The sequence below is a fragment of the Chryseobacterium viscerum genome (assembly GCF_002899945.2).
Taxonomy (GTDB): Bacteria; Bacteroidota; Bacteroidia; order Flavobacteriales; family Weeksellaceae; genus Chryseobacterium; species Chryseobacterium viscerum.
Window position 1 is genome coordinate 111,209 of sequence record NZ_PPEG02000001.1, and the last position, 22,640, is coordinate 133,848.

General features: G+C 34.7%; 22 protein-coding genes and 1 tRNA gene. 11 read left to right on the forward strand and 12 right to left on the reverse strand.

What is annotated here, in order from left to right; translation table 11 throughout:
• Positions 1-3: 3 nt before the first annotated feature.
• The 3 genes from C1634_RS00565 to C1634_RS00575 all read right to left on the reverse strand — a co-directional run bounded on the left by C1634_RS00565 (position 4) and on the right by C1634_RS00575 (position 3,465).
• Positions 4-1,278, reverse strand: coding sequence for a TolC family protein (locus tag C1634_RS00565; protein WP_103232430.1), 1,275 nt, complete (start codon positions 1,276-1,278; stop codon positions 4-6).
• Between the two features lie 145 nt (positions 1,279-1,423).
• Complete coding sequence (locus tag C1634_RS00570) at positions 1,424-2,788, reverse strand: HAMP domain-containing sensor histidine kinase (RefSeq protein ID WP_109737763.1); 1,365 nt, start codon at positions 2,786-2,788, stop codon at positions 1,424-1,426.
• 2 nt (positions 2,789-2,790) lie between these two features.
• Positions 2,791-3,465, reverse strand: coding sequence for a response regulator transcription factor (locus C1634_RS00575; protein WP_103235602.1), 675 nt, complete (start codon positions 3,463-3,465; stop codon positions 2,791-2,793).
• 221 nt (positions 3,466-3,686) lie between these two features.
• On the opposite strand from C1634_RS00575, the gene rmuC reads away from it, so the two are divergent.
• The 4 genes from rmuC (at position 3,687) to C1634_RS00595 (ending at position 7,714) form a co-directional block, all read left to right on the forward strand.
• The gene (rmuC, locus tag C1634_RS00580; protein WP_109737764.1) at positions 3,687-5,192 is read left to right on the forward strand and encodes a DNA recombination protein RmuC; all 1,506 of its coding nucleotides are present in this window, start codon (positions 3,687-3,689) and stop codon (positions 5,190-5,192) included.
• Positions 5,193-5,204: 12 nt separating this feature from the next.
• Entirely contained in the window at positions 5,205-6,044 is an 840-nt protein-coding gene (locus C1634_RS00585) for a LytTR family DNA-binding domain-containing protein (RefSeq protein ID WP_103232472.1), read from the forward strand.
• A 90-nt stretch (positions 6,045-6,134) separates the two neighbouring features.
• Positions 6,135-6,926, forward strand: a complete 792-nt coding sequence (locus C1634_RS00590) for a CPBP family intramembrane glutamic endopeptidase (RefSeq protein WP_103232471.1) — start codon at positions 6,135-6,137, stop codon at positions 6,924-6,926.
• A gap of 20 nt (positions 6,927-6,946) precedes the next feature.
• Positions 6,947-7,714 (forward strand): TrmH family RNA methyltransferase, encoded by a 768-nt coding sequence (locus C1634_RS00595; protein ID WP_103232470.1) that lies wholly within the window; start codon positions 6,947-6,949, stop codon positions 7,712-7,714.
• 145 nt (positions 7,715-7,859) lie between these two features.
• Here the strand turns inward: C1634_RS00595 and C1634_RS00600 are convergent, their stop codons facing one another.
• Positions 7,860-8,201 (reverse strand): hypothetical protein, encoded by a 342-nt coding sequence (locus C1634_RS00600; protein ID WP_103232469.1) that lies wholly within the window; start codon positions 8,199-8,201, stop codon positions 7,860-7,862.
• A 183-nt stretch (positions 8,202-8,384) separates the two neighbouring features.
• On the opposite strand from C1634_RS00600, the gene C1634_RS00605 reads away from it, so the two are divergent.
• Entirely contained in the window at positions 8,385-9,566 is a 1,182-nt protein-coding gene (locus C1634_RS00605; protein ID WP_109737765.1) for a hypothetical protein, read from the forward strand.
• Positions 9,550-10,131 (forward strand): hypothetical protein, encoded by a 582-nt coding sequence (locus tag C1634_RS00610; RefSeq protein ID WP_103232467.1) that lies wholly within the window; start codon positions 9,550-9,552, stop codon positions 10,129-10,131. Before C1634_RS00605 ends, C1634_RS00610 begins: the two co-directional genes overlap by 17 nt.
• Here the strand turns inward: C1634_RS00610 and C1634_RS00615 are convergent.
• Both C1634_RS00615 and trhO read right to left on the reverse strand, forming a co-directional pair.
• Positions 10,080-10,655, reverse strand: coding sequence for a 5-formyltetrahydrofolate cyclo-ligase (locus tag C1634_RS00615; RefSeq protein ID WP_103232473.1), 576 nt, complete (start codon positions 10,653-10,655; stop codon positions 10,080-10,082). The two genes, C1634_RS00610 and C1634_RS00615, sit on opposite strands and share 52 nt — an antisense overlap.
• A 72-nt stretch (positions 10,656-10,727) precedes the next feature.
• Entirely contained in the window at positions 10,728-12,089 is a 1,362-nt protein-coding gene (trhO, locus tag C1634_RS00620) for an oxygen-dependent tRNA uridine(34) hydroxylase TrhO (protein WP_103232466.1), read from the reverse strand.
• A gap of 337 nt (positions 12,090-12,426) precedes the next feature.
• On the opposite strand from trhO, the gene C1634_RS00625 reads away from it, so the two are divergent.
• A complete protein-coding gene (locus C1634_RS00625; RefSeq protein WP_109737766.1) occupies positions 12,427-13,956 on the forward strand; it encodes a trypsin-like peptidase domain-containing protein in 1,530 nt (509 codons plus the stop codon).
• A 71-nt stretch (positions 13,957-14,027) separates the two neighbouring features.
• Here the strand turns inward: C1634_RS00625 and C1634_RS00630 are convergent, their stop codons facing one another.
• The 3 genes from C1634_RS00630 to C1634_RS00640 form a co-directional block, all read right to left on the reverse strand.
• Positions 14,028-14,483 (reverse strand): hypothetical protein, encoded by a 456-nt coding sequence (locus C1634_RS00630; protein ID WP_103232464.1) that lies wholly within the window; start codon positions 14,481-14,483, stop codon positions 14,028-14,030.
• Positions 14,483-14,863, reverse strand: a complete 381-nt coding sequence (locus C1634_RS00635) for a RidA family protein (RefSeq protein ID WP_034694591.1) — start codon at positions 14,861-14,863, stop codon at positions 14,483-14,485. Before C1634_RS00635 ends, C1634_RS00630 begins: the two co-directional genes overlap by 1 nt.
• 143 nt (positions 14,864-15,006) lie before the next feature.
• Complete coding sequence (locus C1634_RS00640) at positions 15,007-17,601, reverse strand: putative LPS assembly protein LptD (protein ID WP_103232463.1); 2,595 nt, start codon at positions 17,599-17,601, stop codon at positions 15,007-15,009.
• A gap of 44 nt (positions 17,602-17,645) precedes the next feature.
• Between C1634_RS00640 and C1634_RS00645 the strand changes: the two genes are divergently transcribed.
• A complete protein-coding gene (locus C1634_RS00645) occupies positions 17,646-18,932 on the forward strand; it encodes an N-acetylmuramoyl-L-alanine amidase family protein (protein ID WP_103232462.1) in 1,287 nt (428 codons plus the stop codon).
• 59 nt (positions 18,933-18,991) lie between these two features.
• Positions 18,992-19,063 (forward strand) — tRNA-Glu (locus C1634_RS00650).
• A gap of 360 nt (positions 19,064-19,423) precedes the next feature.
• On the opposite strand, the gene C1634_RS00655 is transcribed toward C1634_RS00650, so the two are convergent.
• Genes C1634_RS00655 through C1634_RS00665 form a run of 3 tightly spaced genes read right to left on the reverse strand, consistent with a single transcriptional unit; the run spans position 19,424 to position 21,544 of the window.
• Positions 19,424-20,077, reverse strand: a complete 654-nt coding sequence (locus C1634_RS00655) for an SEC-C metal-binding domain-containing protein (RefSeq protein WP_109737767.1) — start codon at positions 20,075-20,077, stop codon at positions 19,424-19,426.
• The gene (locus C1634_RS00660) at positions 20,062-21,054 is read right to left on the reverse strand and encodes an adenylate/guanylate cyclase domain-containing protein (RefSeq protein ID WP_123921334.1); all 993 of its coding nucleotides are present in this window, start codon (positions 21,052-21,054) and stop codon (positions 20,062-20,064) included. The genes C1634_RS00655 and C1634_RS00660 overlap by 16 nt, the downstream gene beginning before the upstream one ends.
• 4 nt (positions 21,055-21,058) lie before the next feature.
• Positions 21,059-21,544, reverse strand: coding sequence for a Pycsar system effector family protein (locus C1634_RS00665; RefSeq protein WP_123921336.1), 486 nt, complete (start codon positions 21,542-21,544; stop codon positions 21,059-21,061).
• 195 nt (positions 21,545-21,739) lie between these two features.
• Here C1634_RS00665 and C1634_RS00670 point away from each other — a divergent pair, with 195 nt between their 5' ends.
• Both C1634_RS00670 and C1634_RS00675 read left to right on the forward strand, forming a co-directional pair.
• A complete protein-coding gene (locus tag C1634_RS00670) occupies positions 21,740-22,096 on the forward strand; it encodes a helix-turn-helix domain-containing protein (RefSeq protein ID WP_103232458.1) in 357 nt (118 codons plus the stop codon).
• Entirely contained in the window at positions 22,089-22,619 is a 531-nt protein-coding gene (locus C1634_RS00675; RefSeq protein WP_103232457.1) for an ImmA/IrrE family metallo-endopeptidase, read from the forward strand. The genes C1634_RS00670 and C1634_RS00675 overlap by 8 nt, the downstream gene beginning before the upstream one ends.
• Positions 22,620-22,640: the final 21 nt, after the last annotated feature.

The following is a 22,640-nucleotide window of genomic DNA, read 5'->3' on the forward strand; positions in this document are numbered from 1 at the left end:
ATCTTATAAATCTTGTCCTACAGCATACTGCAGGTTTTCGTAGTATTGATTAAGCTCTTTTTTAGTATCCAGTATGATCATTTTATTTCCTATGTAGGTATCCAGAAAATCCATATACTCCAGCATGCTGATATTTCTGAGTCTGAAGTTTTTTTCATGACTTACCAGCAAACTATCCAGTGTAGATTCATAATTTTCATCAATTTCTTCTGAAACCTGTTGTGTCCGGATATAGTTTCTGAAAACAGAGACAATTTCATTTTCCGATTTCAGCATATTTTTACGAGTCTCAAGTTTACTTTTCTCAATTTCAAGTCTGGCTTCCTGGATATTTCCTTTATTACGGTCGAAAATAGGAAGGTCCATAGAAACCCCTAAGCCTATAAAATCTTTCATGATATTTCCGCCACGGTCGTATCCTATGGAAACCGCTACATCGGGAGTTTTCATAGCATTTTGTATTTCGAGGTTTTTGGCAGCGTGTTTTTCTTTATTTCTTGAGATCATGATATCGGGGCGGTTTTCTTTTGCCTTTTCCATCCATTGTGCCACCTCCAATTCTGAAAGTTGTCTTTCCGGCATCACAAATGAATCTGAAATTACCAGATAAGATTGAGAAGGTAACATTAATAGGGCTTTAAGCTCTACCTGTTGATCTTCAATTTCCTGTTTTAATGAAATCAGTTTTTTCTTAAATTCAATTTCCTGAGCTTTTAATCGGACATATTCAGCCTTACTGATATTTCCCAGGTTCAATTGATTGTTATAGGATTTTGTTAATTTCTCAATGGAAGCAATCTGCCCCTGATAAATCTTCTGCTGTTCCTGATTGTAAAGAATTTCGGTAATAGTATTCCTTAATGTCTTCTTCAGTTCACGTAAAACTTCCTGTAATTCATATTTCTCTCCTTCAATTTCTATTTTCTGGAGTTCAATATTTTTTCTTCTCTTTCCAGCCGTCTGAATCACCTGTTCTATCTCAGCAGAAATCTGGGTGTTTTTTCCCCAGTTTCCGATGAGTGCCGGCTGTTCTTCTATGTCATAGGTTCTCCATAGATTAACTTCACTGATGCTTAATTTTGGATTGGGCCAGTATTTAGCCTGAACAGCTCTTGCTTCGGCTTGTGAAATTTCAAGCTTCTGGGCAATAATGTCAAGGTTTTTAGCCAAAAAAATTGTTTCAGCTTCCTTTCTGTCAATTTTCAGGGTATCTGAAATCTGCGCAGAAAAGAAACTGAAACAATGAATATAAAATAGGGTAAAAAATAGCTTCTTCAAGGGTCTCTTATTTAAGACTACAAAGCTATTTTTCTAATATTAGAGGGAATTTTAAACAAAATTAAAATTCGGTTAGTTCAACATTAGAGTTTGATTAGAACTTAAAAAAACACGAAAAACACGAATGTTTTCACAAATAACACAATTATGAATGGGACGGAAATTCAAGGAGAACACTTGTTCCGACATTAATAGCAGAATCAATTTTCATTATAATATGATGATGATCAAAGATACTTTTTGAGAGAGATAACCCTATTCCACTTCCTTTCACAGTATCTACATTTTTCCCTCTGTAAAAAGTTTCAGATATTTTCACAAGATCATCTGACGGAATTCCTCTTCCTTCATCTCTGACTTCTATATGCAGTCGACTGTTCTTCTCAGATAAGGTAAGCACCACTGGTTTATCATAGGAATACTTGATCGCATTTTCTACAATATTATATAATGCCAGATAGAGCAGTGTTTCATTTCCGGGAAATTCCAGCAAAGCAGGTTTTGTCACCTGAAGCTGTATTTTAATAGATGAATTGTTTTCTTTTGCTTTAGGATCAAGCTTCTCGTAAATTTTCCATATCAGTTCATCCACTCTCATTTGCTTATGAGAAGATTCAAGTTTGGTCATTCCGGACATCAGTAAAAGATTGTTGAGAATATTTTCAATCTCATATACATTCTCTAATGATTCCTTCGCCACTTCCCAATACTCTTCCGGAGTCCGGTCTTTTTGAGCGAAAACTTCCAGATTTCCGGAGATTGCAGCCAATGGAGTTTTAAATTCATGAGAAACATAATTGATAAAGTTCTGCTGTAAGAGTACATTTTCAGAAATCCTGCCCAACAGTTTATTATAAGATTTTATAAGATCTTCAATTTCATCATGGGTATTGGTAGAAGCAATAATTGCAGTAGAAATATTATTATATTCCACTTTATTGATGCGTTCTACAACATTGGAAATAGGTTTATAAACTACCTTAGAAAGATATCTGCTCAGAAAATAAATCGCCAGCAGCCCAATGACCAATACGGAAAGCATGATAATAGCCAGTCTTAAAATCTGTGACTGAAATGAATCGTTCGGGGATTTTACAAAAACCACAAAATCTCCCTGGTTATCCGGATAGAAAATTCCATAATAGAACTGATTATCCGACATAAACTGCATGCCTTTATTATTCCTTACCGCCTGCAGGTGGGAAAGCTTTATATTTTGATCATGAAGATTTTGCCCAAAAGTAACCTCATTATTCTGGTTGTAGACAGCTACTCTGTTATTCTGAATCAGGTGATTGTATTCTTTTTTGATCTGGGCATGCCGGTCTTTCGGGAGCTCATCTTTATCAAGGTAATAAATGGCAGAAATAAGCGCTGTATTCCGTAGCTTTTCAAAATAAAAAATCTTGGTACTGTCATAATAGGCAAAGAATATCACCGCAGATGTGATGATAGAAACGATGCCGAATGAAAGGCTTGAAATAAGGGTAAACCTGCTTCTGAGAGTCATTTTCAGTCTTTAATTAAATATCCGGTTCCTTTTACCGTATGAATAATCTTCTGTTCTGTTTCGTCAATCTTATTACGGACATAGGAAATATAAACATCTACTACATTCGTTGTATTATCAAAATCAATTCCCCAAACGTTGTGTAAAATCTGGGTTCTGCTCAATACCTTGTTTTTATTCTCCATAAGGAAAGTAAAAAGTTTGTATTCTGTGGGGGAAAATTCAATTTCCTTATCATTTTGTGTAACCTTGTGAAGGTCCGTATCAATGGTAATATTACCGCAAGACAAGTACTGATCTTCCTTCTGATAAGTTAATTTATTTCTTCTTGTTAAGGCTTTAATCCTTGAAATCAATTCTTCAAAATGAAAAGGTTTTGATAAATAATCATCAGCTCCCATATCCAGCATTTTGATTTTGTCATCCGGACTGTTCAGGGCACTTAAAACTAAAATCGGAGTATAGTTTCCTTTAAATCGTATGATCTGGGTAAGCTGCATCCCATCCAATCCGGGAAGCATGATATCCATTAAAATAAGATCAAAATCATAGGTATGAAGAAGCTCACGCGCCTTTTCTCCGGAATCTGCAAGGGTAAGATTGTATCCAGCCTCGGAAAGGCCTTTTATCAGGAAATTGCTGATTCTTTGATCATCTTCTACCAACAAAATATTCATAAGTCTCTGAAATTTCCCATAAATATAGGTAATCTAATTAAGAAAGGAGGATGGAGGCGGGAGGAGAGAGGTAATAGAATTTTATAAAACAATTGTTTCCCATTTTATTCACCTTTCAAAAACATTGAAATTAATGTAAAAAGCTGTCAGTTCTTACCTGCGCAGAAGTAACTTCCAACATCCTTCTTCCTTCTTCCAGCCTTTTTTCATAATTTTGGAAGATGGAGATGATATATTTAATTATTGGGTTTGTTGCCGGCGGTATACTGGGAGCGGTGATATTGTATTTTGCACTGAAATCATCAATGGTTTCAAGAAGTTCTTATGACGGGCTGAATACCTTATCTATTAAAACTCAATCTGATCTTGAAAATTCAACGCTGAAGATTCAGGAACTTAATCAGAATATCAGTAAAGAAAAAGATTTAAACATCCTACAGCAGGATCTGTTGGATGATCTGAAAAATGAGTTTTCTAAAATCTCTGCAGAACATTCTTCACTCAATATCCAGTTTCAGGAATTGAAACAGCTCAATCAGAAACAGACTTCCCAGATAGAAACCCACATTCTTGAAAAGCAGTCTATTTTTGCTAAAAACTCTGAGCTTTCGGCAAAAAATGAAGGTCTCCAAAAATCGCTGGATACTCAAAAAGATGAAATTGTGAAAATCCAGGAGGAGTCTAAGCTACAGTTTGAAAATCTGGCGAATAAGATTTTAGAGGAAAAAACAGAAAAATTCACCACTTTAAATCAAAATAACTTAAAAAACATCCTGGAGCCTTTTCAGGAGAAAATTGCTGATTTAAAAAACAAAGTGAACGAAGCTTATGAAAAGGAAAATAAAGAACGTTTCTCTCTCGCTGAAAAAGTGAAAGAACTGGCTGAATTGAACCAACAGATTTCTGAGGATGCCAAAAAACTGACGCGCGCTCTGAAAGGGGAAAGCAAAACTCAGGGGAACTGGGGCGAAATGATTCTGGAAAGTATTCTAGAAAAATCAGGGCTCGTAAAAGGGCGAGAATATTTCCTGGAACATGAATTACGTGACGAAGATAATAATGCTTTATTCTCTGAATTTTCAGGAAAAAAAATGCGTCCGGATGCTGTGATAAAATACCCGGATGAAAGAAATGTCATCGTCGATTCTAAAGTTTCCCTTACCGCTTTCACAGAATTGGTAGACGAAACCGATGCTGATGTGTACGCCATAAAAGTAAGCCAGCACCTTGGATCTATCAAAAATCACATCACACAACTGAGCCAAAAAGCCTATGACGACTATGGAAAATCACTGGATTTCGTGATGATGTTTATTCCCAGTGAACCGGCTTATATTGCAGCCATGCAGGCAGACCAAAACCTCTGGAATTATGCTTATGAAAGAAGAATCTTATTGCTTAACCCAAGTAACCTGATCACTTCACTTAAGCTAATTGCTGATCTTTGGAAACGCGAGTACCAAAACAGAAACTCCATGGAAATTGCTGAACGTGGTGCCAAACTATATGATAAATTTGTAGGTTTTGTGGAAAACCTGGAGAAAGTTGGGCGAAATCTCGACCAGGCGAAGAATGTATTTAATGATGCCTATAAACAACTTCATACCGGAAATGATAATCTTGTAATCCAGACTCAGAAACTGAAATCATTAGGAATCAAAAACAAAAAAGATCTGCCACAAAGTCTTATTGACAACAGTAATCTTATTGAACCATCAGAAAACTAAATCCTGGATTTTATGTTTTCTTTTGCCTCATATCCTTATCCAATATCCGAATCCTTCAAAGAAATTCTTGTTTCTTCTCTGGGGGCTGGAATTTCTGTGTATTTGTTTCTGATTATTTTTCAGCCTTTCGGTACGGAAAACTTTCATCATCCTTATAAGTTTGTCTTACTTTTCCCATACTGCATTATTTTTGGTGCTGCTTTTTTTATTGCCAATCTTACCACTTCAAGGTTCACCAAATGGAATATTGGATCAGAATTGGTGAAAATAATTGTCATTTTATTCCTGGGATCTGTACTCTCCTACTTTTACAATTCATTATTTTTAAGTCATGTAGAACTTAACCTTGGAAATTACTTCTATATGCTTCTTTATTCTCTGGCAGTCGGCATTCCGATATCGGTCATTTATATTTTATCAAGGTATATTTATTTGAAAAACGTTCATGAAAATAGGGCTAAAGATATTTCTCAGCATCTAGCTGTTTCTCTTCCTGATCAGCCACAAAGTCTATTGAAAATATCCACACAGAATACTGAGCTTACCATCAATGAGAATGATTTTCTGTGTGCCCAATCCATGGAAAATTACTGTACATTTTACTTTTTAGAGAATACTCGTGTAAAAAAAATGGTAGTCAGAATCAGTTTATCCAACGCTTTACAACAAATAGAATCCGGTTCCATCAAAAAATGTCACCGTTCTTATATTGTGAATCTTGGGAAGGTAAAAAATCTCAAAGGAAACGCTCAGGGATATAAACTAATACTTCCGGAAATAGATTTTGAAATCCCGGTTTCAAGAAGTTTCATTCCGGCAATCATCCCTCAACTGCAGCAGCAGAATTCATAATTGTGTCAATCGTCACTATTCCTTGCTATTCATCACATTAATTTTAAAGCATTGATTTAAAGCCACATTTTTGCTCAAAAATTAAATGACATGAGTAAAAACATCCGCTTCTTTTCAATTTTCATTCTGGGCTTTACGACCTATTATTTTTTTGATCTTTTGTATTTCAAAAGTATTCAGAGCTTCTCAAAAAATCTTTTTCAGAGCAAAGCCATAGCGCATGTTATTGCCTATTCTGTGTCTCTAATTCCATTGGTGATCACTTCAAAACTCTTGTTGCCCAAAAGAAATATTTTGGATATATTTTCATTAAATAAGTCTATAATCAAAGGATTTTTCCTCACTCTTATCGGAACCCTTCCCATGCTTATTGGATATCTGATTCATTTTAGATTTACCAGTACCATCAACGTTGAATCTTTGTTTATCAATACGGTTTCTTCAGCCTTTTTTGAAGAAGTCATCTTCAGAGCTTTTCTTATCGGAATACTCTATCGGTTTACCAGACTTGGTTTTCTATCTTCCGCTTTATTGGGTTCATTGCTGTTTGCACAGGTACATTTATACCAAAGTCAGGATATAACAGAACTTGCCGAGATATTTGTTATTACATTTTTGGGATCATTATTCTTTGCCTGGGTATATTTTGAATCAGAATACAACTTATGGACAGCAATCTTCCTTCATTTTTTTATGAATCTGTACTGGGAAATCTTCAATGTATCGGAAAATGTTTCAGGAAACCTCTATGGAAATCTCTATAAAATACTCTCCATTATCGTGATGATAGCGGTTGTTATTTATTTTAAAAGAAAAAATAAAATCTCATTTGAGATAACCTGGAAAAGTCTTTTTATCAAAACCAGAGAACTTCAATCATAAATTTTGCATAATTTTGCGGAATGTTGATAGAAAGTTTTCAAAACGATAAAATAAAAAATGTCACTAAGCTCCTTACTGACAACAGGTTTCGTAAGAAATCAAATGTTTTTGTAGTAGAGGGCCAGCAGGAGAATGAAAGAGCGATGCAGTATGATTTTGAACCGCTGGAGTTCTTTATCTGTGAAAATATCTTTAGAGGAAGTCTTCCTGGAGAGAAAATTCATTATGTAAGTGAAAAAGTATACGAAAAAATAGCTTACAGAGGGAGTTCAGAAGGGATTATCGGGATTTATACTGCAAAAGACACCCCACTTTCTTCATTTGTACCTAAAGAAAATTCTACCGTAATTATTGTTGAAGGAGTAGAAAAACCGGGAAATCTTGGTGCTATTTTAAGAAGCTGTGAAGCATTTGGTGTAGATGCACTGATTGTTGCTGACGGGAAAACCGATTTCTACAACCCCAATGTGATCAGATCCAGTGTAGGTTGTCTTTTCGGGATGGAAGTATACCAGGCCGAAAATGAAGAAACCTTAGAGTTTTTGCAAAAGAACAGTTTCAATATCTATACTACGCTTATGGATGAAAGCGCTGAAGATCTTTATAAGAGAGATTTCAAACAGCGTTCTGCTGTATTATTCGGTACAGAGCATTCGGGGCTCAGTGATTTCTGGATTGGAAAAGGAAAAAATACGTTAATTCCTATGGCAGGAAGTATTGATTCTTTAAATCTAAGTAATGCGGTGGCCATTACCTGCTATGAATCTTTAAAACAGAAGAAAGGATAAATAAGGTTTGAGTATTATTTATATGATTCTCTATTAAACTTTGTTCTCAATGAGATTGCTTCGCCTTCGGCTCGCAATGACTAAGCATAAAAAAACCGTTTCACTGGGTGAAACGGTTCTTTTATTGTTAAGCGTTTGCTTAGAATTATTTCTTAGCAGCGTCTTTTGCAGCATCTTTAGCAGCAGTTGCAGCACCTTTAGCAGCATCAGCAGCACCTTTAGCAGCTTCTCCAGCTCCTTTAGCAGCATCTTTAGCAACTTCAGCACCAGCAGCAGTAGTAGCAGCAGCAGCATCTTTAGTAGCTTCTACAGCAGTAGTTGCAGCAGAATCAACAACTTTAGCAGCAGAATCAGAAACTACAGCAGCAGAATCAGCTACGTTAGCAGCAGCAGAATCAGTTGCTCCTTCAGTAGAAGTAGCTTCAGTTTTTTTACAAGCAACTAGAGAGATTGCAGCGATAGCAGCTACGAATAATGACTTTTTCATAATAAATTAAATTTAATTTTGTTAATATTGTTTTATAAAATTTTATTCTGTTCTGTTATTTGAACAAGACAAAGGTAGAGCAGTTGGAAAGTTTGTTTATGAAAAATAATTGTAATACCTTTGTAAAATAGTTTTACAAATAAAAACAACTGATAATCAATAATTTAATTATTTTTTGAAAAATTGACAGATTTAGATCTTTTACACTTTGAGCAGCTAAAAAGGGATGTTCAGGGTCAATACTTAAAAGAGTATACCCCTTCACAGGATGATATTTCCAAGTGGAAGGGTATAGATATAATATATTTTCAGGAAGACCTGCGCAAAAAAGCAAAAGGGAACATCAGTGAAAAGTCATTTTACACCTATTTCAAAAATTCTCCAGTCACTAAATTACCAAGGATAGACATGCTCAATTTATTGAGTATCTATGCGGGTTATGACTCTTGGTATGAGTTCAAAAAAACGCATCTTTTTGCGGGTGAACTGCTACAGGAAAATGAGAATCTGGAGGAGGAAGAAATCGATGAACTTGAAAAAATAGTTTCAGCAGCTCCTGAACTTCCAAAAAGCGAAGTTCAACCTAAAAAAATTGAAATAAACACCGCTGAAAACACTGATTTACAAAAAACAAACACTGAAAATCAAAAAGTTACACAAAACACTACAACAACAAACAACGTTGAAATTTTATCCGTTCCACCCAAGAAAAATTTCTTTAAAAAGAATGCCTGGGCACTGGTTACTTCGGTCTTGATTACCATTACGGGTCTTTTAGGATTTAAAGATGTTCTTTTTTCAAAAACTTATAAATATTGTTTCATTGATAAGGACAGAGGAGTTTCTGTGATCAACACTTTAGAAATAATGGTGGTAAAAGAAAATGAATCACCATTGATGTATAAAATAAAGCCGGGTGATTGTTTTTATTATTCTACCAAGGATAAGAATCTGAAAATGCGGATCAGTGCACCTTTCTATGAACCTCTGGAGGTGAACAGAAGCCTTGAAAATGCGCCTGAAGAAGAAAAAATAGAGCTCAAGCCGGATGATTATAAAATGGCGGTCTATTATTTCTCTATAAAAGATATAAAAGGAGGAAATCCAGATGAACAGTTTGCGCTCATTAAGCAGAAAAGAAATCAATTGGAAAATCTTATCAGCAGCAATGCTGTGATCTATCAGGTATATGACAATGATACCTATGGAATAGAAAGACTGGATAAACAGAAATATATCACTCTGGTAACCACTCCAACGACCTCACTGAAAAACCTGAATGTAATAGAAATGAAAAAGGATACGAAAGGAAAAATTGTATCCATCAAATTTAAAATTGCTACCACAGATGAAAAGAATAAATAATTTTTTAATTTTCACCGTGCTTCTGACTTTATTCATTGCCTGTAATAATAAAACCTCAGAGGTAAGCGACCTCGATAAACTACGAAACAGCAACAACGAAAAAAGCTATCCTGCCGTACAGATGGACAGCATGCAAGCGATCAACTCCATCACAAAACAGAAAGTTCAGGAACTTCTTGATCTTTCTACTCTGTATCTTACCGGAAACAGAAATACAGAAATAGATACTGTTATTTACTCCCAGATGGAAAGCTATTTCCACAAACCCGATTCTTTGACCTTTAAAAAACTGTTGAAAGAACTGGACAGTATGAAAGCAAAAACAGCAAAGGTGAGCAATCTGAATGTTTATAAAGAGTTTTATAAAAAAGATACATTGGACTACGCCAAGTTCAATGTGGAATATTTTGACAATAAAAACAAGTCTTTAGGAAGCTTTGAAAAGAATGCACAATATATTCTGTTGTCTACTTCAAAGCTTAAAAAGGAATTTAAATTCTACTTTTTAGATTTTTATTCCAAACCGCTTAAGAAAGACAGCACATCTGTAGGAGTCACCAAATAGTCCAGGGGAATATCATTTTCCCAGACATCATCCACATACTCATCGGGGTCAAAGTAATTGACTCCGATTTTTTTTGTATCCATTGATATGCTTTGGAACATTCCGTCATAAAAACCTTTCCCATACCCTACCCGATTTCCTTTTCTATCACAATACAACAAAGGGATAATGACATAGTCGAAATCCGTTTCACCGGAATCCTCATTGGAAACAGGTTCTGAGATCCCCCAGCTGTTGGTTTCAAAAACAGTGTCTTCAAAAATCTCGATATTAATCAACTGATCACCCACAATTTTAGGAACGTAAACACGGATATTATTCGCTATAAAATATTGAATGAAGATTTGGGTGTCAATTTCTTTTCTAGCCGCAATCGGGATAAAAACATGTGCTTTTTCCGATTCTTTAGGTTTGAAATAATGAATGAAATTCTCAAAAATCTTTTCAGATAACAAGAAAGCCTCATCTGTAGACAAGGCTTTTCTTTTTTGCATATATTTTTTTCTAAGCTCGGCTTTTAGCATCATTATTAAGTTATTGTAACTGAAATAATTCTTACCGGACAAGCTTTTTGAAGCTTTATCACTTATGATGAATTATGCGTTTTGCAAAATTCTGTACATTTTATCAGATAAACGAACTCTGAATGGAAGTTCGAAAGTAACCTGATCTCCTATTTGTGCGGTTTCACAAGGACCTCCATTGGCGTAGATTTCAGTAATTGTAATTTCCTGTTCTCCTGTTGTAGGACCTGAAATTAATACTTTATCACCTACTGACAAATCTTTATTTTCAATTAAAAACTGTGCAATTTTTGATTTTGAGAAATAATGTTCTGCCTTACCAATCAATTCTTTTTTGACAGCAATCTTTTGACGGATATTTTTCGTTTCAGCTTTTGCTAAAGGTTTGTCTGATAAATCTCCTGAATTTTTGAATTTCAGCGCATCGGATTTTCCTTTTCTGAACACTTTATTTCCAACCTGCAGTCCTTTTCTTAATGCTACCTGCTCTTCCAAAGGCAAATGTATTGTTTCAAGACATTCTGTAGAACAACAGTTCTCCATCGCGGTCTTACATTCATCACACTGGATAAATAAAAGATGACAGGCATCATTCGCACAATTGGTATGGTTATCACAAGGTTTTCCACACTGGTGGCATTGTGAAATAATATCGTCAGTAATTCGCTCTCCTAAACGGTGGTCAAATACGAAGTTTTTACCGATAAACTTGCTCTCTATTCCTTCTTCTTTTATCTGGCGCGTATATTCAATAATTCCACCTTCCAATTGATAGACATTTTTAAAGCCCTTATGTTTGAAGTAAGCACTGGCTTTTTCACAACGAATTCCTCCCGTACAATACATCAACAGGTTTTTATCTTCTTTAAAGTCCTGTAATTGTTCATTGATAATCGGCAAACTTTCTCTGAAATTCTCCACATCCGGAGTAATTGCTCCTTCAAAGTGTCCTACTTCACTTTCGTAGTGATTTCTGAAATCGACCACAATCGTATTCGGATCATCCAATAAATTATTGAATTCCTGTGCTTTTAAGTGTATTCCTTTATTGGTAACATCAAAAGTTTCGTCATTCAATCCGTCAGCAACAATTTTATTTCTGACCTTTATCGTTAATTTTAAAAAAGAATAATTGTCTTGATCTACCGCTACATTCAGGCGGATTCCTTTCATGAAGTCGTAAGCTTCCAGCGTATTACGAAATGCCTCAAACTGATCCGCAGGAACACTCATCTGAGCATTAATTCCTTCATGAGCAACATAAATACGGCCAAGCGCATCCAGTACGTTCCAGGCTATAAATAATTCGTCGCGAAATTTTTTGGGATCTTCAATTTTGGCATACGCATAGAAAGACAAAGTAAGACGGTCTTTACCGGCTTCATCAATAAGTTGAGCTCTTTCTTCTGCGCTTAAGGTGTTATACAGTTGCATGCTATAAACGTTTTAAGTGAGAATAAAATTTTTGCAAAGATAATAATTTTTGAATTAAGTCTGTCTATGACACAAATCACGGACTACCTGTAAAGGAGATTATAAAAGAAATGTGTACTTTATCTCAATAAGTCTGACCTATTTTTCTTTAAGCTTTTTTTAAGTTTTGTTAACTCTGACATTAACAATTACGACATAAGACACAAAATGACACAATAGCAGTTAAATTTTAGTTAAAGTTGAAACATAGCATGCTAATTGCTTACTTATTTAACAGTAAATTTGTTTACTCAAAAACATAAAAAAGAAATTAATTACTAAACCAGAAAGATATACAATGAAGAGTACTTTAAAAAAACTATTACCATTTGCAGTAGTAGGAGTAATCTCCGGAGCTACTACCGTTGGAGCCTTACAATATTTTGGACACACCTCCAACAATGGAGATCAATCTTATTTCACAACGTCAGCACCGAACACCTCATTTGCAGGAATGAACACCGGAGCAGTAGGCGATGATTTTGTAAAAGCAGCTAAAACAACGGTTCCGGCTGTAGTTACTATTAAAAATTACCAAAGCAGAACCGCAAGCAGAGCTTCAGAACAGGATCTGTTCGACTTTTTCTTCGGAGATCCTTTCGGAGGAAAAGGGCAGCAGAGACAGAAGCCGCAGCAGGCTCCTGACAATATGCCATCCGGAATGGGTTCTGGTGTCATCATCTCTCCAGACGGTTACATTATTTCCAACAACCACGTGGTTGCAGGTGCGAATAAGCTGGAAGTTGTATTGAGCAATAAGAAATCATACATCGCTACTTTGGTAGGAACAGACCCTAATACGGACATTTCTCTATTAAAGATTGAAGAAAAAGGTCTTCCTTATTTAAATTTTGCGAATTCGGATAATATCGATGTAGGACAATGGGTGCTTGCCGTAGGAAATCCACTTGGATTGAATTCTACTGTAACAGCGGGTATCGTTTCCGCTAAAGGAAGAGGTATTGGTATTCTTGGAGGTCAGGGAAAAGCAACAAACCCTATTGAAAGCTTTATCCAAACAGATGCAGCAATCAACCCGGGTAACTCAGGAGGAGCTCTTGTCAACACCAATGGAGAATTGATCGGAATCAACTCTGCAATCCAATCTACAACAGGATATTATCAGGGATATGGATTCGCAATTCCTTCTAACTTAGCGAGAAAAATTATTGAGGATATCAAAAAATTCGGAATTGTACAGAGAGGATTCTTAGGGGTGCAATCTTTAGATCTTTCGAATGATCAATTGGTGAATTCCTATAATAAACAGTTCAAGACTAATCTTAAAATAGGATCCGGAGTATATGTTACAGGATTTGGTGAGAAAAGTGGGGCTGAAGATGCAGGTCTGAAAAAAGGAGATATCATTACTAAAATAGACAGCTATGACATCACAGATTTTGCTGATCTGTCTATGTCTATAGGAAGCAAACGTCCAGGTGATAAAGTACAGCTAACGTATACCAGAGATGGTAAAGTAAATACAACCAGCGTTACTCTTAGGGATCAGAAAGGAGGAACTTCCACGAAGACGAAAGCAGACCTTACGGTAACTGAAAAAATCGGAGCTGAATTTGACCCTCTTACAGAACGTTTCAAAACAGAATACGGACTGAACAGTGGTGTAGTTGCTAAAAGCGTATCTGAGGGCAGCGAAATGGCTAAAATCGGAATCGTAGACAACTATATCATCATTGAAGTCAATGGTAAGCCAGTCAATTCACAGAAAGATGTAGAAAAGATCCTGGATAAATACCAAGGAAATGTACAGGTGAAGTTTGTGGATGACTACGGAAGAATCTACACAAAAGGATTTAAAATGCCTTAATCAAAAAACAAAGTTAGTTTTTCATATCAACAAAAAAACGCTGCAGAGATCTGCAGCGTTTTTTTATTATTTTATTTAGGTTTATTCATTTTTTCAGCGATTCTTTTCTTCTTGTTCCGCTCGTAAATAATCTCTACAATTTTACCCCCGATCCAGGAAAACGGAAAGAAAGTAAGGAAAATAGAAATCTTATAAAATGTAGGATGATAAGGAAATATAATGACATCCAACATTGCAATAAACAGCATAATAAAGCCGATCAGAATAGCGTAGGCTACTTTAGCATATTTAACGATAATAGCTGTTGCCACACCGCCAATGGTCGTACCCAATCCGGAAATAAACAACAGGAAACCGAAAAACGCCTTATCATCTTTCATACTGAAAAGAAACCTCTGCCAATGCTCAAACGGAGCAAAAGCATCAAAAGTAATCCATTGCGGAAAAGCTCTTATACCAAGAGTAATAATAAGCCCTGCTATACCAAGGCCCAACAAAACCGCAATTGTATTTCTAAAAAAATTCATTAATCCTGATGTGCAATCATAGAAATTTCGATATCCACATTTTTAGGCAGACAAGAAACCTGTACTGTTTCACGTGCAGGGTAGCTTTCAGAATCTAAATAAGATGCATAGATATCATTCATTACAGCAAAATCATCCATACTCTTAAGGAAGATAGTCGCTTTTACAACGTTTTTGAAAGTCATTCCTGCTTCCGTAAGAATAGCTTCAAGGTTTTTCATTACCTGGTGCGTTTCTTTTTCAATTCCTTCTACCAATTTACCAGTTGCAGGATCTACAGGGATCTGTCCGGAGATATATAAAACTCCGTTTGCCATATTAGCTTGTGAATAAGGCCCGATAGCTGCAGGTGCATTAACTGTGTTGATTATTTGTTTCATAGCGGATATTTATTTTTTTCTAAGGTCATATACAATCACTATCTGCTGTATTCGTTGGTATGAAAATTTCGCCAACAGTGATTTCATTAGAATTTATTTTGGTTGCAAATATAAAATTTATATTCGCAAATGCCAATCTGATATTAGAAAGGTGCATTTGGTTGGGTAAAGCTTCTGTCTTTGTACTTCAATGCATCACTTAAGATATTGGCTTTTATACCAATAAAGAAGTCATATACTTTGTACTGACCGAAAGGAACCCAGTTAAAATTGATCGTAAAACTTCGCTGATCTCTTGAAAAACCAATTCTAGTATACGCCAATTCCTTAGTCACCATGTCATAATGTGTACTTCCGTTGATATTCCAGTAAGGAGTCAGCTTGATACTACCATCCAACCCAATGGATGCAATTTTATTGGCAAACCTGCTCAATCCTTTTGAGTAAGCATAGTTCGCACTGATATTTAAAGTCCATGCCTGATCAAAATGGGCGTAATGATCATCATCAAAATAATAATTCTCATTTCGGACCTCTCCTTTTGAAGAATATTTTTTAGCATAATCGGTCTTCTCTCCAAAAATCTCGCTGCTCAAAGGATACGATAACTGAACATTGAATCCCTGTACACTAAAATGTCCGAACTGTTCTGTTCTTATTCCTGTATCCTGCCCCGAAGAATAATCTATCCTATACGGCTCCAATGAAAGACTGGTATTTACAGTAAGTTTATTATTGAAGAAAGAAGATTGTCCGTTGATTGAAAATACAGACCAAGGGTGATCTTTAGCAGCAAAGTTGTAGCTTCCTGCAAGGTTTAAAGATTCAAAGATCTTGATTTTTTTCACTCCTGTAGAATCGCTCTTAGACTTTACTTTCATCTCAATATTGTTCCCGATATTGAAACCTAAAGCACCTACCATTCCGCTTGACGGACTTCCGATGATTCCTTTTTCGAAAATAGAATAAGGAGTCAAAGCTCCGGTTGCGTTATAATAGTTTTTATAATATCCGAAGTTAGGACTTGAGAAATCCGGTGCATACGTGAAACCAATACTTGGAGTCATCATGTGTCTCACCGCTTCCACAGCAGATCCTTTTTTGAATTTCAACATTCCATAAAGCGTGGTCTGAAGACTGGCTGAAGTAGAGAAAGTAGAATATCCGGTAAGGTTTTTATTAATCTCGTCAACGGTTACATTCTTTATTGGATCATAATATCTGTTAAGCGTTTTCGTGGTCAAAGCATTATCGATATTGGCACTTAAACTGAACGTGAAATACTTTGCTAAAGTTGTATTGGTTGCCAATGCGATGTTATTTTTAAGACCCGTCTGCATTTTATCCCACATTTCTTTCTTAAACAACTCATTCTCCTGAGTATTTACAAAATTCGTAAGGTTGAAACCTGTATTCACCGTAATATTTTCAAGAAGTCCCGTTCTTATACCCGTTCTTGATTTGAATAGATAAAACTGGTTGATGGCTACGTTCATCTGTGGAAGACGAAGATCCGCCAGTCCTGTTGCAAAGTTTTGAGAATAAGAAGCCGTTCCTGTAATCGTTGCCGGAAGTTTCAGAAATCTTTTGGTAAGGGTTACCGTAGAGTTCTGCTGGGTATTCAATACATTCTGGTTGAAAATATAGTTGTTGTTAAGCGGGTTGTTATAAAACTTTGTACTCACAATATCTACGGAAGCACTGAAGGTAAGAAACGGATTAGCTTTAGAATCCTGAGAGTGCGTCCAGTTGATTCTATAAGTACTGTTTTTGGTATAATCATCCAAACCTTTGATTCCTCTCACCATCGTACCAATATCTGCCGTAAAGTTTCCGGAGTATCGGTATTTTTTCTGATAATTTATCTGAGGACGTATATTCCAGCTTCCTTTCGTATAAATATCAGCCAGTACTTTAAGATCAAAATGCTCCCCAATCGGCTGGTAATACCCTATTCCGTTAAGGAAAAATCCTACATCTTCTCTTTCCCCGAAACTTGGGATCAGGATTCCTGCTGCCCTTTTATCTGAAAACGGCAAAATAGCAAACGGAAGATAAAGAGGAGTCGGAACCTGTTCGATAAACATTTGAATAGGACCTGTAACGATCTGCGATTTATTTTTGGTTTTTATCAGCTTAATATTATAAGCTCTCATAAAATAATCCGCAGCGGTATCTTTTTTCTTAATGAAATAATCATCCGTCGTATAATCCGCTTTTCTCATCGCGAATACAGAATCGTTATATTTTTTTGTTTTCTGAGCGATAATTACCCCCTCACTTTCTTCTGTTCTTGCGTTGAAAGCGATGGCTTGTTTGGTTTTTGTGTTATAGCTGAACTCGTTAGTTTCGTATTTCTTCCCAGCCTGTGTGGTGATTACGGGCTCGATGATTTTTCCTAAAGAGTCTTGTTTTCCTCTCGCGTAGATCAGACTTTTATTATCATCAATAGAAATATAATCTGCATCAATCTGCATATCCTGGTACTTTACCTGCGCATTTTTGTTCAGGAAAGTCATCTTTTTAGGGATGTCTCTCCTCTGATCGTCAGCTTTTGTACGAAGAATATCATCAAGAGATTCTTTTTTTACAACTATGGTATCCTTTTTGGAAATAGTATCATTAACCGCATTTTTAGGCAATTTTTCAGGAGTTTTCTGTGCTAAAAAATTGTTAAAAATTAGGATAATTAAAATTTGTAATATATTTTTGAGGACGGTTTTGGCCAATTTTGTCATATATGATTAAGGCCCAAAATTAATATAATTTTTATAACTGTAAGATGCACAAACAAAATTTTAAAATAATTTTATCATTTCTCCTTCTCCTTACCAGCAACTTTATTCTCTCTCAGAAGAAGTTTACTATCGTTCTGGATGCGGGACACGGAGGAAGTGATCATGGCGCCAACAGGGCCTATGCAGACATCGGAAGAGTCGCAGAAAAAGATATTACACTTGCTATTACACTAAAAGTAGGAGCCATGTTAGAAAAAAACAGAGACTTCAAAGTAATATACACCCGTAAAATCGACGAGTACCCTTCTCTATCCGACAGAACCAATCTGGCTAACAGAAGTAAAGCTGATCTTTTTATATCCATTCACTGTAATTCTTCTCAAAGACCTACAGCTTATGGTACAGAAACCTATGTTCAGGGACCTAACCAGAACAATGAGAACCTTGAGGTTGCCAAAAGAGAAAATGACGTGATCTTCCTGGATGAAAAAGACAAGCAGACATTCGGATCTTACAATGCTGATTCTCCCGAGTCATTAATTGCCTTAAAACTTCAGCAGAATAAATATCTGGAATCAAGTCTTCTTTTGGGAGGATTAGTAGAAGATAATTTTGTGAACAAAGACAAAAGATCTTCCAGAGGGGTTTTCCAGAAGAACCTTCACGTTCTCCGTATGAATGCCATGCCATCTGTACTTATTGAAACTGGTTTCATCAACCATCCTGAAGAAAGTCATTATATTGCTTCAGACAAAGGACAGACGGAGATTGCAGAAAGTATCTACAATGCGATTATAGATTATAAGAAAGCAATTGATAGAAAATCAGGAGGTTCTCTCACCGTTAAAAAGCCTGAGCCAGAAAAACCAGCTGAAGCACCTTTGAAAAATGATTTCAGAATTCTATTGATGAGCTCTCCTACAAAATACAATGAAAATGATCCTGCCCTGAAAGGTCTGAATTATATTCTTACCCTTAAAGAAAATGGTCAATACAAGTATTACTATGCTGTAACCAACATGGCTTCTGTAAAAGACATCAATCTTAAAACAGCTAAAGATGCAGGTTTCAGAAACTCTTTTGCGGTAGGGTTCATGCCCAACCAAAGAATCAGCATGGGATATTATACGATAGAAGTCTATGCCGGTGATAAATTGAATGGTAATTCTTATATCCTTCAAAACTTGAAAGATGTAGAAAGGGAGAAAGATAATGGAGTCTTTTATTACACCTATGGTAAAGTATACACCCTTGAAGATGCAGCAAAGCTTCAAAAAGATCTTGAGGCTAAAGGTGTAAAAAACACCGTGATACAAAAAGTTTATAAATAATTTTAAAAAGAAATTTTGAGGTTAAAAAGTTAATTGTTATTTTTGCAACCTCAAAATTTGGCCTATTCGTCTAGTGGTCAGGACTCAAGATTTTCATTCTTGCAACAGGGGTTCGATTCCCCTATAGGCTACTAAACTATACCACTCAATCCCTAATCAATACAAGGTTCAGGGATTTTTTTATTCCAAAAGTCAACGGAATCTCCACGAATTTTAAAAGAACTCTCGTACACGCTTTGTACAAGGCGAATTTCGAAAATCTTTTTTGATTTCTAAAATTTCCCTTTCCTTTTGTTATATTTTTGTTTCTTGAAATTGATTCGGAAACATTCTCTCGCTCTAAGGCTTGGAAGCTCCTTGAATTTTCTTTTTTGTCTGAAAAAGAGGATTGCGATTGAAAAAACAAAAAACAGGCTTAAAATAAGCCTGTTTACCAATTGATAGATTTCGGAAATATTTTTATTGGTTTAATATATTTACAAATTTAAAAATCACCTCTTTGACATCATTGATTCAATAGCATTCAAATCATTTCCAATTTGAGTTTTAGGCAAAGACAAAATTTTCTTTAATGACTCTTTATGACAATACTTTAATTTTTTTCCTGATCCACAAAAACAAACCTCATACATCTTTAGATTAAATGTTTTTTCAAGATTAGATAGTAAATACTGCAACTCCAGGAGATTCTTTATACCAGTCATTTCAAAATAATCTTGTAGTTTCCCATCAAATCCATGCTGATAATCACCATTAGCCCACATCTTCTCCTTTTCAAAATACAATTGATTGGCAAAATAAGGAACAACATATTCGTCCAAAAACTGAAGTATTGTTATTCCTTTTCTTGCTCTTAATGATTGTTTTTGCTCAACTTCAACACAGCAACTATTATCAGAATGTATATGCCTTTTTTCATTTTTAGGAATTCTTGCATCTTCTAAATAAACAACAGGAAAATAGTATGGATATTTTTTAATGTTAATGACAATCTTAATATTAAATGAATCCCAATAGACATTCATTTTATCAAATATATCAACACTTCCTCTACATATAAAATTATCCTCTTCCCAAAAAAGTTTGATTTTAGGGTATTTTAGTGCTGCTTTATTAAAGTCATTTTTGATTACCTGTTTAGCCATGGTCTATTAACTTCTGCAATGGGTTTTATAGTGGAAGATTGTAATTCCGACAAATAATTAGGTCTGTTTGGCTTAATTTCGATATTTCCATTAAAATGTGAGGTTACCACAAAGTCTAACTGCTTTAAAAATTTCAACCAATTAAATTTATATTGTCCGTAATAAAAACTTTTTTGAGGGTCTTTATAAATGTACCTTTCATCATCAACAGGAGTGTATAAATCTTTATCAACTTCTCCAAAATCAATAACATTTTTACCAATAACAGTCCCATTAGAATCCGCATAGTGTTGCATTTTTGGAGCAAGACTAGTATGTAAACTAACAGTAGTTACTTCACTTGATTCTCCAATTCCTGACATCGCCCACAAAACATCCTTATCATCTCCGAAATCAATTCCAATTCTTGTTTTAATTTTCTCGATACCGTGCTGTTCAAATAATTGCTTTAAGTCGTTTTCTAAAAAGGCATTAAATAAACTGGTTGCAATTAAAGCATGTGTATTTGCAGACTTTTTATCTACACCTTTTCCTCCAAAATAAACAAATAAACCGTCACCCTGCAGCCTATGGATAAAACCACCAAATATTTTGACTAAATTAATACCTAGAAGTTGAATGGTATCCGTAATAATAAAGATCGTTTCATTATCATATTTTTTGTAAAGATTTGTCGATCCCTTTACATCAATGAAAACAGACACAATATTATGATTCTCCTTATTCTTTGTTCCTTTCAGATGAACAAAATCAGGATGATGCCCAACTTTTTGTTCTGTGATTTCTTTTATACCTAATCCAGAAGCCAATAGTTCTAAATCTCTTGGTCTTGATAGTTCTTTCTTAGAACTTTCATAATCATTTAAAGAGAAAAACTTCGTTCTTGCATATGCACTTTCATTAAGTGACAAGTTTAAAGAATTATCATTGTTCAACGCAGACTCAATGATTTTTTTGTAAGAGTTAAAAACCTCCATAATATTATAAATTTTTAAATACATATAAAAAAATCCAAAATATAATTAATACAAATTGGACTACTACTAACCTACCCGCAGAGTTAAGTTCTTTATATTTTTTACTTAAACCTGTCGAGACACTATGAACTTGACAAATCAAATCATCCCTAAATTCTTCTTCAGTAACATTCTTATAAGAATTTTCAAAAGTTGAAAACTCAGTTTTTGAAACGTCACCAAAAAATATTAGAGATCGATTATTTTTTGTTTTTAGGTACGGAGTTAAAGCAACAAGTACTTTGATTATTGAACAACAACTAACAATAACCATTGAAACTAATATAAAGTACATTAGATTATCCACTTTATTTTTGTCCACTGATAGAATCAATGTTATTACACCTGTTAATATAAACGTGTTTAAAGCAATATATAAATTACTTTTAGATTGAATACTTTCAATGTAGTGATCACATCTTTCCAGCACAAATTTTAAATTTTCATTCATAATCATTCTTAAAATTCCATTTTAATTGACATCATTAAACAAATGCACTAAATATTGACATTTCACTACAAAATAACAAAACTTATACCAAGTTAAAAAATATGACAATGTGTCATATAACAAAAATCATTGTTTAATTGAGTAGGATATTGTAGATTTACAAAATAAATAAAGGAAAGAATCGTTTATCATAGTATGAGTACATTCAGTAAAGTCTTATATTCGATGGTTGGGGGGAAACTCAAATCATTAAGAATCAATAAAAAATTGAGTCAAACTGAATTATCAGCAAAAATCCCCAATATTGGCAGAACCTCTATATCAAATATAGAGAAAGGTAAGCAGCACCCTCCATTACATATACTATATCAAATATGTAATGAATTGGATATTGATATTCAATCTATCTTACCCGCATATTCTGAAATAGAGAAAGAAATTGAATCAAAAAATAAAGGTGAGGTAGAAAAATTTTTAAATGATCAAAATCTAGATGATAAAACAAAAAAATTTCTTGAAAAATTAATCAATAAAAATTTAAAAAATGACTAACACTTATAGTTACATTGAAACAAAAGCTGAACAAATATTAAAACAGCAAGGTTTTTTTGAGGCAGGGTTTGATGTTGTAGCGTTAGCAAAACAATTAAATGTTGATGTTGTTCCTGAGAATTTAAACGATGACATTTCTGGACTTTTTGTCAGAATTAATGACAGACCTGTAATTTCTTATAATAAAGGTGAAAAAAATCAAGCAAGAAGAAGATTTACCATAGCACATGAATTGGGGCATTTTATTCTTCATTCTGATAAACCATTATTTATTGACAAAACTCCAAAGGTTATGTTTAGAAATAGTGCATCATCTAGCGGTGAACAACTTCAAGAAAGAGAAGCTAATCATTTTGCGGCGGCTTTATTAATGCCTAAAACATTATTAAAACTTGAGATTGAAAATGCAGCAATTACAGACAATATAAACCCTATAGACTACTTAGCAAAAAAATTTATTGTAAGTGAACAAGCAATGACTTTTAGATTAGCAAATCTTGGATATGATATTGGCTTATACTAAAAACTGTCTCAATTGAGACAG

What these genes read in the sequence shown, in the direction of transcription:
- C1634_RS00570 (WP_109737763.1), bottom strand. Translation starts at nt 2,788, where the DNA reads ATGACTCTCAGAAGCAGGTTTACCCTTATTTCAAGCCTTTCATTCGGC.
- C1634_RS00575 (WP_103235602.1), bottom strand. Translation starts at nt 3,465, where the DNA reads ATGAATATTTTGTTGGTAGAAGATGATCAAAGAATCAGCAATTTCCTG.
- rmuC (WP_109737764.1), top strand. Translation starts at nt 3,687, where the DNA reads ATGGAGATGATATATTTAATTATTGGGTTTGTTGCCGGCGGTATACTG.
- C1634_RS00585 (WP_103232472.1), top strand. Translation starts at nt 5,205, where the DNA reads ATGTTTTCTTTTGCCTCATATCCTTATCCAATATCCGAATCCTTCAAA.
- C1634_RS00590 (WP_103232471.1), top strand. Translation starts at nt 6,135, where the DNA reads ATGAGTAAAAACATCCGCTTCTTTTCAATTTTCATTCTGGGCTTTACG.
- C1634_RS00595 (WP_103232470.1), top strand. Translation starts at nt 6,947, where the DNA reads ATGTTGATAGAAAGTTTTCAAAACGATAAAATAAAAAATGTCACTAAG.
- C1634_RS00600 (WP_103232469.1), bottom strand. Translation starts at nt 8,201, where the DNA reads ATGAAAAAGTCATTATTCGTAGCTGCTATCGCTGCAATCTCTCTAGTT.
- C1634_RS00610 (WP_103232467.1), top strand. Translation starts at nt 9,550, where the DNA reads ATGAAAAGAATAAATAATTTTTTAATTTTCACCGTGCTTCTGACTTTA.
- C1634_RS00615 (WP_103232473.1), bottom strand. Translation starts at nt 10,655, where the DNA reads ATGCTAAAAGCCGAGCTTAGAAAAAAATATATGCAAAAAAGAAAAGCC.
- trhO (WP_103232466.1), bottom strand. Translation starts at nt 12,089, where the DNA reads ATGCAACTGTATAACACCTTAAGCGCAGAAGAAAGAGCTCAACTTATT.
- C1634_RS00625 (WP_109737766.1), top strand. Translation starts at nt 12,427, where the DNA reads ATGAAGAGTACTTTAAAAAAACTATTACCATTTGCAGTAGTAGGAGTA.
- C1634_RS00630 (WP_103232464.1), bottom strand. Translation starts at nt 14,483, where the DNA reads ATGAATTTTTTTAGAAATACAATTGCGGTTTTGTTGGGCCTTGGTATA.
- C1634_RS00635 (WP_034694591.1), bottom strand. Translation starts at nt 14,863, where the DNA reads ATGAAACAAATAATCAACACAGTTAATGCACCTGCAGCTATCGGGCCT.
- C1634_RS00640 (WP_103232463.1), bottom strand. Translation starts at nt 17,601, where the DNA reads ATGACAAAATTGGCCAAAACCGTCCTCAAAAATATATTACAAATTTTA.
- C1634_RS00645 (WP_103232462.1), top strand. Translation starts at nt 17,646, where the DNA reads ATGCACAAACAAAATTTTAAAATAATTTTATCATTTCTCCTTCTCCTT.
- C1634_RS00655 (WP_109737767.1), bottom strand. Translation starts at nt 20,077, where the DNA reads ATGGCTAAACAGGTAATCAAAAATGACTTTAATAAAGCAGCACTAAAA.
- C1634_RS00660 (WP_123921334.1), bottom strand. Translation starts at nt 21,054, where the DNA reads ATGGAGGTTTTTAACTCTTACAAAAAAATCATTGAGTCTGCGTTGAAC.
- C1634_RS00665 (WP_123921336.1), bottom strand. Translation starts at nt 21,544, where the DNA reads ATGAATGAAAATTTAAAATTTGTGCTGGAAAGATGTGATCACTACATT.
- C1634_RS00670 (WP_103232458.1), top strand. Translation starts at nt 21,740, where the DNA reads ATGAGTACATTCAGTAAAGTCTTATATTCGATGGTTGGGGGGAAACTC.
- C1634_RS00675 (WP_103232457.1), top strand. Translation starts at nt 22,089, where the DNA reads ATGACTAACACTTATAGTTACATTGAAACAAAAGCTGAACAAATATTA.